Source organism: Tenacibaculum sp. AWR4_210 (assembly GCF_056160945.1).
Genome location: NZ_JBSWYF010000003.1, coordinates 345,023 through 362,615, shown reverse-complemented (window position 1 = coordinate 362,615; position 17,593 = coordinate 345,023). Strand labels below are relative to the sequence as shown.

17 protein-coding genes and 1 riboswitch are annotated in these 17,593 nt (G+C 38.9%); of the genes, 10 read left to right on the top strand and 7 right to left on the bottom strand.

Translation table 11 applies throughout. From position 1 onward, the window contains the following. Positions 1 to 2 precede the first annotated feature (2 nt). The 6 genes from ACXAG7_RS07620 (at position 3) to ACXAG7_RS07595 (ending at position 6,169) form a co-directional block, all read left to right on the top strand. A complete protein-coding gene (locus ACXAG7_RS07620) occupies positions 3 to 950 on the top strand; it encodes a PorP/SprF family type IX secretion system membrane protein (RefSeq protein ID WP_408043197.1) in 948 nt (315 codons plus the stop codon). Between the two features lie 77 nt (positions 951 to 1,027). Then, the gene (rluF, locus tag ACXAG7_RS07615; protein WP_476666497.1) at positions 1,028 to 1,921 is read left to right on the top strand and encodes a 23S rRNA pseudouridine(2604) synthase RluF; all 894 of its coding nucleotides are present in this window, start codon (positions 1,028 to 1,030) and stop codon (positions 1,919 to 1,921) included. A 91-nt stretch (positions 1,922 to 2,012) separates the two neighbouring features. Then, entirely contained in the window at positions 2,013 to 3,143 is a 1,131-nt protein-coding gene (gene tgt / locus ACXAG7_RS07610) for a tRNA guanosine(34) transglycosylase Tgt (protein ID WP_408043199.1), read from the top strand. Between the two features lies 1 nt (position 3,144). Continuing rightward, complete coding sequence (locus ACXAG7_RS07605) at positions 3,145 to 4,230, top strand: LptF/LptG family permease (RefSeq protein ID WP_408043200.1); 1,086 nt, start codon at positions 3,145 to 3,147, stop codon at positions 4,228 to 4,230. Next, positions 4,217 to 5,122, top strand: a complete 906-nt coding sequence (locus ACXAG7_RS07600) for a DMT family transporter (protein ID WP_408043201.1) — start codon at positions 4,217 to 4,219, stop codon at positions 5,120 to 5,122. The genes ACXAG7_RS07605 and ACXAG7_RS07600 overlap by 14 nt, the downstream gene beginning before the upstream one ends. 93 nt (positions 5,123 to 5,215) lie before the next feature. Further along, on the top strand, positions 5,216 to 6,169 hold the full coding sequence (locus ACXAG7_RS07595) for an acetyl-CoA carboxylase carboxyltransferase subunit alpha (protein WP_408043202.1): 954 nt from the start codon (positions 5,216 to 5,218) through the stop codon (positions 6,167 to 6,169). 131 nt (positions 6,170 to 6,300) lie between these two features. Here the strand turns inward: ACXAG7_RS07595 and chrA are convergent, their stop codons facing one another. From chrA to cobU, 6 genes are read right to left on the bottom strand one after another with little or no spacing between them, the layout of a single operon-like run. Continuing rightward, positions 6,301 to 7,437: a chromate efflux transporter gene (gene chrA, locus ACXAG7_RS07590; protein WP_476666496.1), complete on the bottom strand. Its 1,137-nt coding sequence runs from the start codon at positions 7,435 to 7,437 to the stop codon at positions 6,301 to 6,303. Positions 7,438 to 7,439: 2 nt separating this feature from the next. Further along, positions 7,440 to 8,555, bottom strand: a complete 1,116-nt coding sequence (locus tag ACXAG7_RS07585) for an ABC transporter substrate-binding protein (protein WP_476666495.1) — start codon at positions 8,553 to 8,555, stop codon at positions 7,440 to 7,442. Position 8,556: 1 nt separating this feature from the next. Further along, on the bottom strand, positions 8,557 to 9,084 hold the full coding sequence (gene cobC, locus ACXAG7_RS07580; protein ID WP_476666494.1) for an alpha-ribazole phosphatase: 528 nt from the start codon (positions 9,082 to 9,084) through the stop codon (positions 8,557 to 8,559). After that, the gene (locus tag ACXAG7_RS07575; protein ID WP_476666493.1) at positions 9,069 to 9,836 is read right to left on the bottom strand and encodes an adenosylcobinamide-GDP ribazoletransferase; all 768 of its coding nucleotides are present in this window, start codon (positions 9,834 to 9,836) and stop codon (positions 9,069 to 9,071) included. The genes cobC and ACXAG7_RS07575 overlap by 16 nt, the downstream gene beginning before the upstream one ends. A 4-nt stretch (positions 9,837 to 9,840) precedes the next feature. Further along, positions 9,841 to 10,890, bottom strand: coding sequence for a nicotinate-nucleotide--dimethylbenzimidazole phosphoribosyltransferase (gene cobT, locus ACXAG7_RS07570; protein WP_476666492.1), 1,050 nt, complete (start codon positions 10,888 to 10,890; stop codon positions 9,841 to 9,843). A gap of 5 nt (positions 10,891 to 10,895) precedes the next feature. Beyond that, positions 10,896 to 11,399 carry a bifunctional adenosylcobinamide kinase/adenosylcobinamide-phosphate guanylyltransferase gene (gene cobU, locus ACXAG7_RS07565; protein ID WP_476666491.1) on the bottom strand — a complete coding sequence of 168 codons (504 nt, stop codon included), beginning with the start codon at positions 11,397 to 11,399 and terminating at the stop codon, positions 10,896 to 10,898. Positions 11,400 to 11,556: 157 nt separating this feature from the next. After that, positions 11,557 to 11,753, top strand: a riboswitch (cobalamin riboswitch). A gap of 81 nt (positions 11,754 to 11,834) precedes the next feature. On the opposite strand from cobU, the gene ACXAG7_RS07560 reads away from it, so the two are divergent. Next, entirely contained in the window at positions 11,835 to 13,790 is a 1,956-nt protein-coding gene (locus ACXAG7_RS07560) for a TonB-dependent receptor plug domain-containing protein (RefSeq protein ID WP_476666490.1), read from the top strand. A 46-nt stretch (positions 13,791 to 13,836) separates the two neighbouring features. Here the strand turns inward: ACXAG7_RS07560 and ACXAG7_RS07555 are convergent, their stop codons facing one another. After that, positions 13,837 to 14,253, bottom strand: a complete 417-nt coding sequence (locus tag ACXAG7_RS07555; protein ID WP_476666489.1) for a thiol-disulfide oxidoreductase DCC family protein — start codon at positions 14,251 to 14,253, stop codon at positions 13,837 to 13,839. Between the two features lie 146 nt (positions 14,254 to 14,399). Between ACXAG7_RS07555 and ACXAG7_RS07550 the strand changes: the two genes are divergently transcribed. Genes ACXAG7_RS07550 through ACXAG7_RS07540 form a run of 3 tightly spaced genes read left to right on the top strand, consistent with a single transcriptional unit; the run spans position 14,400 to position 17,555 of the window. Then, entirely contained in the window at positions 14,400 to 15,113 is a 714-nt protein-coding gene (locus tag ACXAG7_RS07550) for an ABC transporter ATP-binding protein (protein ID WP_408043211.1), read from the top strand. Next, positions 15,106 to 16,335: an ABC transporter permease gene (locus tag ACXAG7_RS07545; protein ID WP_408043212.1), complete on the top strand. Its 1,230-nt coding sequence runs from the start codon at positions 15,106 to 15,108 to the stop codon at positions 16,333 to 16,335. Before ACXAG7_RS07550 ends, ACXAG7_RS07545 begins: the two co-directional genes overlap by 8 nt. 2 nt (positions 16,336 to 16,337) lie before the next feature. Then, complete coding sequence (locus ACXAG7_RS07540; protein WP_408043213.1) at positions 16,338 to 17,555, top strand: ABC transporter permease; 1,218 nt, start codon at positions 16,338 to 16,340, stop codon at positions 17,553 to 17,555. Positions 17,556 to 17,593 lie beyond the last annotated feature (38 nt).

The window sequence follows — 17,593 nt, the reverse complement described above, 5'->3', positions numbered from 1 at the left end:
AAATGAAAAAAATAATAATAGTATTAGGGATTTTATTGTCTAGTGTAAAGGCATATACCCAAGAAGTAGAACTTCCTACCTACGTAAGTCATTTAGCGGATAATCCCTTTCTAATTTCACCAGCGTATGCTGGTATTGGATCGGGGTTGCAAATTCGCCTCAACGGGGTTAGCCAATGGATTGGTGTAAAAGGAGCACCAGACACACAGTCGCTAACCGTAGAAGCGCGTTTGGCAGATAGATTTGGTGGTGGAATTACCGTTTTTAACGACAAAAACGGTTTTACCTCTCAGCAAGGAGCAAAATTATCTTTGGCGAGTCACTTAACGTTGAGTGACTTTCACGATAGCTTTTTATCGTTTGCCTTGACGTATAGTTATATTCAATTTGGAATTGATACTTCTCAAAACAATATCGGATCGAGTGTGCCTAACAGATCGTTTGGAAATTCGAATTTCGATGTGGGTATGTTATACCGATACGAGCGTTTTAGTATCAGTGCCAACGTGACTAATTTATTAGATAAGAAGATTCGAGACTTTGCTTCTAACGAGCCTAAGGTACTTCGTAAGTACTTGTTGTATTCGTCTTATGTATTTGCGCGTTTGAGTAGAAATTTCGAAATAGAGCCTTCGATTTTGATGGAATACCGAGAGTTTGATCAACGTTCTAGAACAGATGTCAATGTAAAGGCTCGTAAAGGAATTCGCGATGGTTATGTTTGGGCAGGGGTAAGTTATACTTTCTTGAACGATCAGTTTTTTCAGCCAAATGCTATAGCGCCATTGTTCGGGTTAAAGAAAAGTAATTTTTACGCTTCGTACGGATTTAGTATTAATATGAATAAAACGCAAGATTTTAACTACGGAACGCATATGATTACCATTGGGTTTGATTACGAGCGTAGACCTAGTTTAGCGCGTTGTACCCAAAAAATGATGATATTTTAAGAAAAATATAGCTCAATAATTTGAAATCCTCAGGAAAGCTTTCGCTTGCTTGGGGATTTTTCTTTTTCTTTGTGGTCATGGAAAATTTGAATGAAGCGTCTACGAATATTAACAAGTTTATCAGTAGCACTGGTGTGTGTTCGCGTAGAGACGCTGAAAAACTAATAGTAGAAGGTAGAGTCCGTATCAATAATGCGGTAGCTGTGCTTGGAAATAGAGTGTTTGAAGGAGATATAGTAACGGTTGATGGGAAAGCTTTACAAGCAAAGCCAAAAACGCTTTATATCGCCTTAAATAAGCCCGTAGGCATCGTGTGTACTACAGACAGCAAAGAACGTAAGAACATCGTAAAATTTGTAGGACATCCGGAACGGTTGTTCCCTATAGGTCGCTTAGACAAGCCTTCTGAAGGTTTAATATTTCTTACGAACGATGGAGATATTGTAAACAAAATACTCAGAGCTGGTAACAATCACGAAAAAGAGTACATCGTAAGTGTCGATAAAAAAATTACACAAGAGTTTGTTCGAAAAATGGGAAATGGAATACCTATTCTCGGAACGATGACCAAGAAATGTAAAGTGGAACAAATCAATGATACTACTTTTAAAATAGTCTTGATCCAGGGATTAAATCGCCAAATTCGACGAATGTGTGAATACTTGGGGTACGAAGTAACTCGATTAAAGCGCGTGCGAATTATGAATGTACACTTGAATACCTTAAAGGTGGGAGAGTGGCGTGAACTCACTGCGAAAGAAATGGAAGAAATTAACCGAATGGTAAAGTCTTCTGTCAAAACCGAAGAAGCTTCACTGCAAAAGAATACGCCAACCAAGTCACGTGCTAACTCGCGACGAAAACCAAGTCGAAATGCTGGTACGAGGGGGAATACTTCTAAAAGAAAAGGAGCAAATAACTCCAAAAAGCCAGGGAATTTCTCAAATAAATTCGGAAGGAAAAGACGTTAAGTAACTCAAATAGCGACTTCTGAACAAACTATAAGAAACTTTTAACTTTCTACTTATTAACATTAACCATTCATCCGTATCTTTGCCAACTATGCAGTTCGATTTAAAAAATAAAGACCCTAAAAGTAAAGCTCGAGCAGGAGTTATTACTACTGATCACGGAACAATTGAAACTCCAATTTTTATGCCTGTGGGAACCGTTGGGACGGTGAAAGGCGTACATCAGTCTGAATTAAAAGATGAAATTAACCCCGATATCATTTTAGGGAATACCTACCATTTGTATTTGCGTCCTCAAACGGAAATTCTTGAACAAGCGGGAGGTTTGCACAAGTTTATGAATTGGGATCGCAATATACTTACCGACAGTGGAGGATACCAGGTGTATTCGCTTTCGGGAAGACGTAAAATTAACGAAGAAGGAGTGAAGTTTAAGAGTCATATTGATGGATCATTACACTTCTTTACTCCTGAAAATGTCATGGAAATTCAACGTTCTATCGGGGCTGATATTATCATGGCTTTTGATGAGTGTACTCCGTACCCATGTGATTTTCGCTATGCGAAGCAGTCTATGCATATGACGCATAGATGGTTAAAGCGCTGTATAAATCACTTAGAAAAGGTGCCGCCAAAATACGGCTATAACCAAACCTTGTTCCCTATTGTACAAGGAAGTACCTACACCGATTTGAGAAAAGAGTCGGCTGAATTTATCGCTTCTGTTGGAGCTGAAGGAAATGCCATTGGAGGATTGTCTGTAGGAGAACCTGCTGAGGAAATGTACGCGATGACCGATGTGGTATGTAGTATTTTACCAGAAGACAAGCCGCGTTATTTGATGGGAGTAGGAACGCCGATTAATATACTTGAGAATATCGCGCTAGGAGTAGATATGTTCGATTGTGTGATGCCGACGAGAAATGCCAGAAATGGAATGTTATTTACCGCCCACGGAACCATCAATATCAAAAATAAGAAATGGGAAAATGATTTTTCACCAATTGATGAAATGGGCATTACTTATGTAGATACCATGTATTCAAAGGCATATTTACGCCACTTGTTTGCTGCGCGCGAAATGTTGGGGAAACAAATAGCTTCTATTCATAATCTAGGATTTTACCTTTGGTTGACGCGTGAAGCTCGTAAGCATATTATCGCAGGTGATTTTGCGGAGTGGAAAGATAAAATGGTAAAGCAAATGAATAAACGTTTGTAATTTGAAAATACTAGACTGGTACATATTAAAACGGTATTTAGTAACGTTTTTATTTACGTTACTTATCTTGATCCCTATTGCAGTAGCGATTGATATTGCTGAAAAAATCGATAAGTTTTTACGTCATGAAAACCTTACTTTGTTGGAAGTAGTTGACGATTATTATAAAAACTTCATCATCTACTATGCAAATACTTTTATGCCGTTGGCGTTGTTTATCGCGGTGATCCTGTTTACGTCTAAATTGGCGAACAACACGGAAATAGTTGCGATCAATAGCTCTCAAGTATCCTTTACTAGGTTTTTATACCCTTATTTTGTTGGAGCTACTATCGTTACCGTGGTGGCCTTGTTGATGAATCATTTCTTTGTTCCGTCGAGTAGTAAAACGCGTAGGACCTTTGAAAAGAAATATTTGTCATCGACAAAATACGAAGACAATACGATTCGAGATTTTAGTCTGCAATTAAATGATTCGACATTTGTATTCATCCAAAACTTTAATTTAGATCGCAATTCTGGATACAATTTTTCGAAGGAAATATACAACGGTATACAGTTGAAGTACAAGTTGATTGCCGATAACATTAATTGGAATCATACAGATAGTACTTATAAATTGTACAACTGGAAAAAGCGTTGGGTTTTTAAAGATAGAGATAGCATTAGCTATGGTAATACCATGGATACGATCTTTGCCTTTTATCCTAGCGATTTAAATTACAAGTCGATTGTAGCGCAGGAAATGCGCTCTGGCGAATTGATGCGATTCATTGAAATATCCAAAAAGCGAGGGATTAAAAACCTTAACCAATATTACGTTGAATTGTACAAGCGTACCAGTTTACCAATCGCTTCTTATATTTTAACCTTGATAGCCATTGGTTTGGCGCATAAAAAAAAGCGAGGAGGACTAGGAGTAAACCTGGCCTTGGGCTTGGCAGCGATGTTTATATACGTCTTCTTTATGAAGATAGGAGAGGTCTTAGGAGCGGTGCCAGGAGCAAATCCGTGGTTGAACGTATGGATGCCAAATATCTTCTTTGGCTTGTATTCGATATACCTTTACCTAAATGCCAGGAAGTAAGTTGAAAAATTATTTGCAGCTCCACTTCATAGTTTTTATTTGGGGTTTTACTGCAATACTCGGTAAATTAATTCAAATAGAGGCGGTTTCCTTGGTTTGGTACCGAATGTTATTGGCTGTGATCTTTATCGCTTTTTATTTGTTGCGTACACCCGCTAAGTTCCGTTTGGAAAAGAAGGCTGTCCTAAAGTTTGTATTTTCAGGAATCATTATTGCGGTACACTGGATTACTTTTTTTAAGGCTATAAAAGTTTCTAATGTTTCAGTAGCCTTGGTAACCATGAGTACAGGAGCTTTTTTTACCGCTTTTTTAGAACCCATCTTTTTTAAAAGGAAAATGAATCCCGTAGAATTTTTAATGGGCTTTTTGGTGGTAGTTGGGTTGTATATCATTTTTAATTTTGAGAGCCAATACACTTTAGGTATTTTGTATGCCCTATTATCGTCTTTTTTATCGGCGTTGTTCTCAGTATTGAATGGCCTGTATGTAAAAAAGTACGATGCCACAACAATCTCGTTTTACCAGCTGCTCTTTGGGGTGGTGGGAGTGAGTTGTTATTTGGCGAGTCAAGCAACCTTTACGAGTTCTTTTTTCGCAATTTCAACAATGGATTGGGTATATCTCTTCGTATTGAGTAGTGTGTGCACTGCCTATGCGTTTATCGCTTCTGTAAAAGTTATGAAATACTTGACCCCTTATACGGTCATGTTGACAATTAATCTGGAACCCATATATGCGATCGTTTTAGCCCTGCTAATTTTTGGTGAATCGGAGGAAATGAAACCCGAGTTTTACCTAGGGGCAGTAATCGTACTTGGAGTTGTGTTGGTTAATGGTCTGATAAAAAATAAGTTAAATTCTAAGTTAAAAATTAAACTAAAAAACGAGTAAAAAATAAGGTGTTGTATTTGAGCTGTACAAATTTTTAGTATGTTTGCTTTTACAAACAACTTATTAATTAAGTAGAAAATCAAACTGTATACTATGGAATATTTAGATTTTGAAATGCCGATTAAGGAATTAGAGGAACAATTGGCAAAATGTTATGACATAGGAAAGGAGAGCGATGTTGACGTGACAGAAACATGTAAAAAAATCGAAAAAAAATTAGAGAAAGCTAGAAAAGATATATATAAAAATTTAACACCATGGCAACGTGTTCAGTTGTCTCGTCACCCGAATAGACCTTATACTTTAGATTACATCAAGGCATTGTGTGGCGATACTTTTATGGAACTACATGGTGATAGAAGCGTAAAAGATGACAAAGCCATGATCGGTGGTCTTGGAAAAATTGGAGACCAATCTTTTATGTTTATCGGGCAACAAAAAGGCTACAATACCAAAACCCGTCAATACCGTAACTTCGGTATGGCAAACCCAGAAGGGTACCGTAAAGCGTTGCGTTTAATGCGTATGGCTGAGAAATTTGGTATTCCTGTAGTAACTTTCTTGGATACTCCTGGAGCTTATCCTGGTTTGGAGGCTGAAGAAAGAGGACAAGGAGAAGCTATTGCTCGTAACATTTTTGAAATGACACGCTTAAAAACTCCAATCATTTCTATCGTTATTGGTGAAGGAGCCTCAGGAGGTGCCTTAGGAATTGGTGTAGGTGACCGTGTTTATATGATGGAGAATACCTGGTATACCGTAATTTCACCAGAATCTTGTTCGTCAATTTTATGGAGAAGCTGGGAGTTCAAAGAACAAGCTGCTGAGGCATTGAAGTTGACTGGTGAGGATATGAAAAATTTGAAGTTAATCGATGGAATTATCCAAGAACCAGCAGGAGGTGCACATACTGACAGAGAGGGTGCATTCGAAGCTGTTAGAAATCAAATTTTGAGTGCTTTTTCTGAGTTGAAAGACTTAAACGATACTGATTTAGTAGCGAAAAGAATGGATAAGTATGCAAATATGGGTGTTTACAAAGAGTAGTAATCACTGATATAAAGAACATAAAAAAACACACCTTAGGGTGTGTTTTTTGTTTTGTATCTAGTTTTATACGTGTATTCGGTTAGCCGAGCACCGAAGCCCGATGATGCTCGATTGGTGTATGGTAAGGTTTATCCGATGAGATGCAACAAATACCCGAGTATAGAACCACCGATGATGATATAGATACTACTCAGTTTTTTATAAAAGAACACAGCGATAAACGATAGGATGGCTATGCTTAAAGGTTTCCAATCGATTAGAATTTCGGTTCCCATTTGAGCACATACGCTAAAAATAAGAGCTACGGCAGCTACGTTAACCAAGTCTAATACACGGCTAATTTTAGCGGATGCTCGTATTTTAGGCAATATAGGGTTGAGGAGTAATACAAATACAAAAGAGGGCAGAAAGATGCCTAAAGTGGCTAATAAAGCTCCGTAAAATCCATGTAGTTGCCAGCCTATAAATGTGGCTGTCGTAAGTATAGGGCCTGGTGTTAGTTGTCCTACTGCAACAGCATCGAGCAATACTTGCCTAGTGAGCCAACCAGTTTGAACGAGTTCAGTGTCTAGAAAGGCGAATAATACATATCCACTTCCGTATAAGATACTTCCAATTTTTAAAAAACTTAAAAACAATTGTAAAGGAGGCATAGGACTGATTCCTGTAGTCCCTAAAAAATAAGGAACAATGGTGACTGAGGGTACACTTTTAGCAGATCTAAAGCTTAAGAGAATACCGAGTATGGCCGTTGCAAATAGTAAGGTAAATTCATTGATACCTTTAAGGCTTAATAAGAAAACAAGAACTCCTACAACTGCATAGAAGTTCGATGTAATGGCTTTTTTGCTGAGCTTGTGAGCGGCACTAGCAATAATGGCAAGCACAGCGGGTTTGATACCAAAAATAAACGGAGCAACGTCAGGGAGTGTTCCATAGCTTAGGTAGAGGTGTGCAAATAGAGCGGTAACCAGGGCTGCAGGGAAGATAAAACTGATCCCAGCTACGAGCAAGCCTTTCCATCCAGCGCGTTCTTGACCACAGTGCATGGTTAATTCTGTCGAGTTTGGACCAGGAATTAAATTGGTAGCACCGATTAAATCTAAAAAGTGCTGTTCGGTCATCCATTTTCGCTTTTGAACAACTTCTTCTTCCATCATGGCAATGTGCGCTGCAGGTCCACCAAAGGCAATACAGCCTAGTTTAAAAAATAAACCAGCAATTTCTCTGAGGTTTCCTTTTGAGTTAGTTTCAACTGTAGCCATCGTTATTGCAAAGGACTAAAAAAGTGCAATTCATAGTCAGGAAGTATCTCTGGCTGTGTAATTTTAACCAAATCTTTTAATACTAAATCAGGGCGAACGGGAGACTGTTCGTAATAGATAATACCTCCAGTAGGACCTCTGTGAACTCCAATAGAATACAGTTTGTTCTGTTTAAAAGCATCAAACTCTGCATAGTTTTTATTCGCGGTGAGCATTTGTTCCTTGGTACCGTATGAACCGCATTTGATCCAGTAGGTGGCATGTTGCCCTTTTTCGAGTACACTTTCAAACCCGAGTTGTAGGCTACCTGTTCCGGAGGTGTCACTCCACAAGTAGTCTAGGTTGGCATCTTTAAAAAAGCGGGCGGTATAACTGTTACCGGCGGGTACATTCCAAACGTCTTTATACAGGCTTCCTGAGATCACGGTCGGTTTGTGTTGGGCATTTTGAGCTAGTTTTTTTGCGTTCAAGTATTCCTGTTCTATATGATTAAAAATACTGTCAGCTTCCTTTTCCTTTCCTAAGAGTACTCCAAAGAATTTAAGCCATTCTGCACGTCCTAAAGGAGTTTCCTCAAGCCACTCTCCGTTGTAGAGCACAGGAATGCCGGCTTTTTTAATGTTTTCGTAGAGTTTGTTGTTAGGGTGCAATGAAAAACCGACGACCAGAGCAGGGTTCAGTTCCAGTAATTTTTCGGTATTCATGCTGCGTTCAGAGCCTAAGTCAACAATGAGTCCATCGGCTATTCGCTGTCTTGTTTTCTCAGAGGAAATATAACGGGTATTAGGAAAGCCAACGATTCGTTTTTCTGCCTGCAGTAGCTCTAACATAGGAATATGAGAGGTACTCGTAACCACGATATTCTCAACAGGAACCTGAAGACTATTGCCTTCAATATCGGTAGTAGCACCAAGCGTATAGGTAGTAGTTTTGTTTCCTTTCTGGAAAACCCGTTTAACGATGAGTTTTTTTTCGCCATTTTCTATGCGAATATCAAAACCATTCGCGTATTTAATGGTACTAGTAGTGACTTCTTTTGTAGGCGTTGTCTTTTTACTTGGAGAAGTACATTGATAACTCAGTATCAAGAGTAGGAAAAGAGCGTATAATTTTTTCATGTTATAGTTGTAGTTTTAAAATGGAACCATAAGACAGTTTAAGATCAAATGATTTATTGAGAGGGATATCGTGGACATGAGCCCAAATACTTCGCATGACTCCTCCGTGGGTAACGAGCACAGCATTCGTGAGATTTTGTTGTCTGAGTTCTTCTAGAAATTCAGTAGTTCTTTTGTGGAGATCAACATACGATTCTCCTTGAGGAGTTGGAGTATTGACAAAGTCATGCATCCAAGGATCGAGCTCCGCTTTGGGAATATCGTCCCAAGCACGCATTTCCCATTGTCCAAAATTCAATTCCTTCAATCGCTCATCAAAGCGTACGGTTTTGAATAACTGCTGAGCTAAAAGAGAACAGCGTTGTAATGGACTACTAAAACAGGGATAGTTGAATACTTGCTTTGGAAGCGCTTGTTGAATGGTCTTTAGTTCAGAAGGAAAACTCGTAGCTAGGTCTAAATCATACTGACCATAACAGATTCCTTTGGCAATTTCAGGGGTGGTATGACGAATCAAATATACTTCCATAAGGCAACTAAACTTAAATAAAATACAACTTCTGCAACTTGCTGTAGGGCACCTGCACAATCGCCTGTTTGTCCACCAATCCACTTCGTATACAGCCTACCCAAGTACAAATAGCACAAAAGAACGGGTAATAGGCTTAGGTAAACCAAGGTGTTTTCTAATAACAGCAAAGGTGCAAGGCCAAAAAATCCGGATATAATGAGTGCTTTGGTACTCATTTGTTTGGTTGTTGGTTTGATTTTAGAACTGTCGTTATCACGTACATACGGATGTGTATACAACAGTAAGGTTGCTGCAAATCTACTGAGGCTGTGTCCGGCAATAAGGATAAAAGGAAGTACAGTTGAAAGGGTACTCAGTTTATACAAGGCCAAAAACTTGAGCGCGATGATAAAGAGTAAACCTAACACACCAAAGGTTCCTAAGGTCGAGTCTTTCATAATGGTAAGTATTTTGGCTTTGGTCCATCCTCCACCAAATCCATCACAAACATCAGCAAATCCATCTTCGTGAAAAGCCCCTGTTATCCAGACCGAACTAATCATACTTATCAGCACCGAGATATCGTTGTCAAAGACCTGTGTGCTCAACCAATACAATAGACCGGAAATTGCACCGATTAATATACCGACCAAAGAAAAGTAACGACTGCTTTTGTTGATATAATCAGGTGAGTGATCTACCCAAGAAGGACAGGGAATTCTCGTAAAGAACAGCACGGCAGTTAAAAAGTAATGCACTTGTCTTTTCATGGGGTTAGGCGTTTTTTGTGGTGGCTGCTGATACTTGGGCACTCTTAAAAGTTGCCATATCATTTAAAAATGCTACACTTGATTTAATAATAGGGAAGGCTAGGGCACAGCCGGTTCCTTCTCCTAAACGCAAGCCCAAATTGAGTAGGGGCGTCGCTTCGAGGAAATTGAGCATTTTAAGGTGTCCTTGTTCACCTGAAGTATGCGAAAAAATACAATAGGCTGTGATGTTAGGTTGTAGTGCATGTACAGCTAGTAGGGCGGCAGTTACAATAAAGCCATCAATGAGTAAGGTCATTTTTAAGTGGGCTGCTCTCAGCATAGCACCGCTCATCATGGCAATTTCAAATCCTCCAAAAGTAGCTAAAGCATCCAAAGGAGATTCTATCTTTTCACGGTGAAGAACATAGATATCACTCAGCGTTTTTATTTTAAGTGCAAGTCCTTCATCATCGAGTCCAGTACCTCTGCCGATACAGTCAGCTATGGGCGTGTTGGTAAAGTAGCTCATGAGCAAGGCAGCTGAGGATGTATTGCTAATACCCATTTCACCAAAGCCAATGACATTGGTTCCGTTCTGATACAGTGTATCGACGATGGCAGCTCCATGATTCATGGCGTTTTCTAATTGTTCCATGCTCATGGCTGGGCCTTGGCTATAATCGCGAGTACCTTTCGCAATTTTGGCCTGTATAAGGTTTGCCTGTGCCTCAAAATCAGCATTTACGCCAGCATCAACGATGCGCAAATCCAACTGGTTTTGTTGGCAAAAAACATTGATTGCTGCCCCACCATGTAAAAAGTTAAGCACCATTTGTTGGGTAACTTCCTGTGGGTATGGGCTTACTTTATTGGTAGTTGCGATTCCGTGGTCACCCGCAAAAACAACGATGGTAGGGGCAACTATTTCAGGAGTACAAGTTTCTTGTATTTGGCCTATTTGCAAGGCTATTTTTTCGAGAGTGCCAAGGGCTCCTAAAGGTTTTGTTTTGGTGTCGATGGCCTGTTGAAGTTCAGGTACTAAGGTTGTCGGTAATGGTGCTATCGTAAACATGTTGTTTATTTTAAGTGTAAAGGGAGTCCAGAAACCATAAAGGTTGCTTTGTCTGCACGTTGTGCAATATATTGATTCATCCAGCCTTGAAGTTCTACAAACTTTCTTCCAATAGAACTCGTTGCGTGCAGTCCCATGCCAATTTCATTAGAAATGATAATGATATTACCGTCTATTTGTTGCAGTTTGTCGAATTCTTCTTTAGCGAGTTGTAAGCTCTTCTGCACGTCACTTTCTGTATCTGTAAAGTAATTCGTGAGCCAAAGCGTTACACAGTCAATTACCACGGTTTGTCCTGCAGCGATGACTGTACTGAGTTTTTTTTCTTCTTCAACGGTGCTCCACTGCTCTCCGCGATCATCGATATGTCGTTGTACGCGCTTTTTAAAATTAGCATCCCAAATACGAGAGGTGGCTAAGTAAATTGGTGCTGATGACAAGGACTCTGCAAGTCGCTCTGCGTAAGAGCTTTTTCCGGAACGTTCTCCTCCAGAGATGTAGTAAATCATAGAAGATAAATTTTGAAATACAAAGATTAGAAAGATTTTGATAGCAAAAAAGACTTTTTATCACGAATTCGTTAGAAAGTAGCACGAAAAGAAATGAAAAATTAAAATATTGATAAAAAAACGGTAATATATGATTCAGTAATTAAAAGAATGCTATACATTTGCCCCGAATTTTGGTTTTTCCTTTGTTGCCCAACGGGCGAGGAAAATTAAAAGGGAATTCGGTGTAAATCCGAAGCTGTTCCCGCAACTGTAAGCTAAACCGCTTATTATCATTCAAGATTACCACTGTATTTATGGGAAGGTAGATAATAAGACGCAAGCCAGGAGACCTGCCAATTTTCAAGAATTCGAACTTTCGGGATAAAAGTTTGGGGGCGGTTTACTGCGCTGATTTTTTTCCTGAATATTTAAAAATTAAAGTAACATTTACTAATGAGAAAACAATTATTTTTTGTTGGTGCCTTGGCACTATCAATGGTAGGGGGAAGTTTGTACGCTCAGGAAAATGAGCAAACGAAAAATGAAGAGTTGGACGAAGTTGTGGTAACGGCAACCAAGTTTGATTTGAAAAAAGAGCACACGGGTAAGGTGATCTATACCATCTCTCAAAAGGAAATTCAACAAAACGCTGGAAACACAGTAGTTCAGTTATTAAACAATTTACCAGGAATTGAAATTAATGGTGCAAACTCGAATAGAGGACGTCAAATAGGAACTTATATCCGTGGAGGAAGAAGTAGACAGGTGTTGGTGTTGATAGACGGTATTCCGGTATCTGATGCATCGGGGATCAATCAGAGCTATGATTTGCGTTTGTTGTCGTTAAACCAGATTGAAAAAATTGAAGTTTTAAAAGGAGCTGCTTCTACCTTGTATGGAACAGGAGCTGCAACAGGGGTAATTAATATCATATTAAAGAAATCGTCAAAACAAGCGATCCGCGCTACCTATGAAGCGAGTATCGGTACGTACAACGATAGCAAGTCGTTTAGTGCCCGTCCAAATAATAAAAATCAAAACGTTAGTATCAACGGAACGCTTGGGAATTTGAAGTACTTGGCCTATTTTGATTTAACTGGAGTTGAAGGATTGTCAGCTGCTAAGAGCAAAACGGATCAAGTTTTTGAAGATGATTCTTTTTACAGCAAAAATGCCTTGGTAAAATTAGGCTATGATTTTACGGAGAATCTCGATTTAGGATTATTTCTTAACTACGATGAGTTTGATTCGGAATTTGATGCAGGTGCCTACAGAGATGAAGCGAGAAATACTTGGGCATTTTCTCAAGTTCGCTACGGTGTAAAACCGAAGTTTAGTTATGAAAATGGAGAAGTGTACGTGTTGGCGTCTTTTAATAAAATAACACGTAATTTAAAGCAGTACAGTAGCTTTTCTAAATCGATTAACGAAAGTATGTATGAAGGAACTGCGGTAAACATTGACGTGGTAAACAAATATGCTTTTATGGATAACAAATTCCAAGTGATTACTGGTTTCAATTTCCAAGAGCACAAGAACGAAACCAATACGCCTTTTGCCCAAATTAATAAGGACGTAGCAAACTTTACTACTTCAGATCCGTACGTATCTATGGTTTATATCAGTGATTTTGGATTGAATGTGAACGCAGGAGGACGTCTTAATATTCACAGTAATTACGGGAATCATTTTGTTTATGACGGAAACGTATCATACAATGTAATGAATACTAATGATTACGGAGTGAAGTTGTTAGCGTCGTACGGAACGGCCTTTATTGCACCGAGTACTTACCAGTTATTTTCACAATACGGAGCACTTACTTTAAACCCGGAAACCAGTGCTACTTTTGAAGCTGGATTTGAGTCTTATTATAAAAATTACAAGTTGAATGCCGTATTCTTTAACCGTAAGGTGAACGATGCGATAGTATTCCAAAGTTTGTCAGCTGCTCCTTGGGGAGTGTATGCAAACTCTAATGGAACTGTAAAAACCAATGGGGTAGAAGTACTTTCAGAGGCGAAACCTCTCGAGTATGTTAAATTGACGGCAAATTATACCTATACGAATAAAGATGATAATGAAGGAGCTAACAATTATATTCCGAAACACAAAGTTGTGGCAGGAGTTGAGTTAACGCCTATTAAAAATGCAGCTTTTGCCTTTGTGTATAAGCACATTGGTGATCGTACAGTATTTGATAAGTACGGATCTTTTGGACCACGAGGTGAAACGGTAACCATTGACAGTTATAATTTACTCGATTTTACAGCGAATTATTCATTGTTAAACAAAAAAGTTACCTTCTTCGGAACGGTATCGAATATCTTCAATACTGATTTTGAAGAAACCTTAGGGTTTTCAACCTTAGGAAGAAATGTAAAATTAGGAGTTCGTTTAAACTTTTAAACGAATTGTTTGTTTCCAAAAAAGGCGCACTTCGGTGCGTCTTTTTTTATGGTAAAAACTTTGCCTGTTCAACAGGAGTTGGAATGCGGCATGCAGCCCTTTTCCCAAACCAACGATAGCGGTTTTTGGCCACCCAATCGTACAGTACATCTCGGAGTGATCTCGGCACCAACCATCCGATGGCAAGGAGGTACCAAAATCCGCCAAAACTAGTCCCTATTTTGAGCACTGCCGTCGATTTTATATCGCAGGAACCCCCAGGTTCATAAAGAATGATGGAATCCACAGCTTCAGATGTGAGATTTAAATGGGCTTGCACCGCACTACCAGTTTTCGAATCCAAGGCCGCAAAAACATACAAATTATTTTTGTCATATTTTAAAATGCGCTGGACCGAAGCATCGCAAAAATTGCATACTCCATCAAATAAAACAAGTCGCTTGCCCTTAGGAATATCGAACATTTGATTCAGATTGTTATTTATTTGATAAAATTACCAATTGTTTTTGTAACATTAATTATAAATGAGCGTCTTGTAAAAGAAAGCGGATATTGAGTAAGAATTTTCTAATGATGAGAAGGATTACTTATCATAAAACAAACTAACAGATGATACGAATCGAAAATCTGCACAAATCTTATCCAATTGGTAAAGATTCACTGCACGTTTTAAAAGGATTGAACTTACATATTAAAGAAGGAGAATTTGTTTCTATTATGGGATCATCGGGATCTGGGAAATCAACACTCCTGAATATAGTAGGCTTACTCGATGTACACGATGAAGGAAAATATTATTTAAATGATCAGTTAATTGAGGATTTAAATGAGAAGAAAGCTGCTATTCTAAGAAATAAATTCTTGGGATTTGTTTTTCAGTCTTTTAACCTGATTTCATATAAGACAGCCGTTGAAAATGTCGCACTTCCGCTGTATTACAAAGGAGTAGGGCGAAAAGAACGCATTCAAATAGCGTTGGACTATTTGGAAAAAGTAGGCTTAAAGGAGTGGGCAAATCACCTGCCTAATGAGTTGTCGGGAGGACAAAAACAACGGGTAGCCATTGCCAGAGCCTTGGCAACCAAGCCCAAAGTAGTATTGGCGGATGAGCCTACCGGAGCCCTCGATTCATCGACAACGGATTCGGTAATGGATTTACTGAAGGAAATTAATGACGAAGGAATGACGGTATTCGTTATTACTCACGAAGAAGATGTTGCAGAACAAACAGATAGGGTGGTTCGATTGAAAGATGGGGTCATCATCAGTGATGAATTAACAGAGTCGGGTAAATCAAAAGCTAAAGTTCATAAGTATGTTTGATTTAGATCGCTGGAGAGAAATATTTCAGAGTATCAGTAAAAATAAGCTGCGTTCGATATTGTCAGGCTTTACGGTGGCGTTTGCGATTTTACTGTTTACCTTGCTGTTCGGAATTGGAAACGGGCTTCAAAATACCTTTAAAAAAGAGTTTGCAGGGGATGCTATCAATTCTATGTACGTTTGGTCAAACAGAACTACAAAGGCCTATAAAGGAAATCAAATAGGAAGGCGCATCCAATTTAGAAATGACGACTTTGAGTTTATAAAGGAAAAGTTTGCAGATAAGTTGCAAATGATTAGTCCACGTATTCAACGCGGTGTCAAGGTGGTATACAAAACCAAAGAGGATAATTATACCTTGAGAGGGGTATATCCAAAATACGACTTGTTAGAGTCGGCTACCGTTACTGAAGGTCGATTTTTGAACTATCGCGATATCAAAGAGCGATCGAAAGTAGTCGTTATTGGTCGTATGGTTGAAAAGGATTTGTTTGGACAGCTGAGCGCCTACGGTAAATTAATCAATATCGGTGGAATCATGTACCGCGTAATTGGGGTATTTTCTGATCCAGGAGGCGATAGTGATGAACGTTATATTTATGCTCCCTTTACTACCTTACAACGTATTTATGGTAATAACGATCACATCGATGAGTTTGGAATGATGTACAATCCAAAGTTAAGTGTTGATCAGGCCATCGTTTTTGGAAATCAATTGCGCAAAGCGTTAAAGATAAAACACGAAGTAGCACCGAATGATCAACGCGGTATCCGAATCAATAATTACGCTTCAGATAACAAGCAGGTGTCGAGTATGATGTTTGGTTTGGGAATCTTGATTCTTATTATCGGGTTTGGAACCTTAATTGCCGGTGTGGTGGGGATTAGTAATATCATGGTATATATCGTGAAGGAACGTACCAAAGAATTGGGAATTCGAAAAGCAATAGGGGCGACTCCGAAATCGATTGTTATGATGATTATGTTGGAAGCAATTATCATTACAGCCTTGTCAGGATATATAGGATTATCCATCGGAGTGGGTATATTAGAAGTTGTAGGTCCAAGTTTAAAGCAATATTTTATACTCAACCCAGGTGTCTCTACTCCTGTAGTTGTTGGGGCCACTATCACCTTAATTTTATCAGGTATGCTCGCCGGATATTTACCTGCAAAACGAGCTGCCAGAATTAAACCTATTGTTGCATTAAGAGCTGATTAATTATGAAATTTTTATTTGACAAAGATACCTGGCAAGAAATATACGGGAGCATTCGCAAGAACAAAATGAGAACTGCGATTACCATTTTTGGAGCCTTTTGGGGAATTTTACTTTTGGTGGGGCTCTTAGGAGCAGCAAAAGGAATAGAAAATGGGTTTAACAGCTTGTTTGGTGATTTTGCGACCAACAGTGTATTTATGGCAGGAGGAAGAACGTCGATGCCGTTTAAAGGTTTCCAAAAGGGACGTCAGATCAATTTAACGAATAGTGACGTCGAAAAAATTAGATCTGAGATCAATGGAATCGAGTTCGTCGTACCTCGAAATGTGACTGGAAGTTTAGTGGTAAAGGGGACGAAAACCGCCAACCTGACTATTTTTGGTGATTACCCAGAATTGGATAAAATTCAAAAGAAAAAGTTGACCGCTGGACGCTTTATCAATCAATCTGATATAAATCAGAATAGAAAGGTATGTGTGATAAGTACGGAGGTGTTCAAGCAATTGTATGACATAGATGAAGAAGCTATTGGTAGTTTTCTCAAAATTAACAATATCGGATACATGGTCGTAGGAGTGTATAAGCCAGGACGTTTTGAAGGGAGTAATAATATCCACATTCCATTTAGTACCTATCGTCTGGTATACAACCAAGGAGATAAGTTTCGTTGGATGGTAGTTACTGGAAAAGCTGATGCAGATATAGAACAAGTAGAGTCGGATGTAAAACTCTTACTAAAGAATTTGCACAAAGTACATCCTGAAGACAACAGAGCTTTTGACGGGTTTAACCTCGGGAAAGAAATTGCCAAGGTAACAGGCTTTTTAACGGGAATGCAGTTTTTAACTTGGTTTGTTGGGATTGCTACCTTAATCGCTGGAGTGTTTGCCATTGGAAACATCTTACTGATTACCGTAAAAGAGCGAACGAAAGAAATAGGTATCCGTAGAGCACTTGGAGCTACGCCAGGTAAAATAAAGCAACAAATCATCCTTGAGTCCGTATTTTTAACCTTATTAGCGGGTTCTTTAGGGATCATTGCAGGTGGGTTAATATTGATGATGATCGATAAAGCGGATTTGTTAACCAACCCAACGGTTGATATCCCTATCGTACTCATCGCCTATACTGTACTCATTGTATTGGGAACGATGATTGGATTCATACCTGCCTACATGGCTACTGTGGTACAACCAATTGAAGCATTAAGAGAAGAATAAAACAGTCAATTAACAATAATAACGAGATAAATTAGATA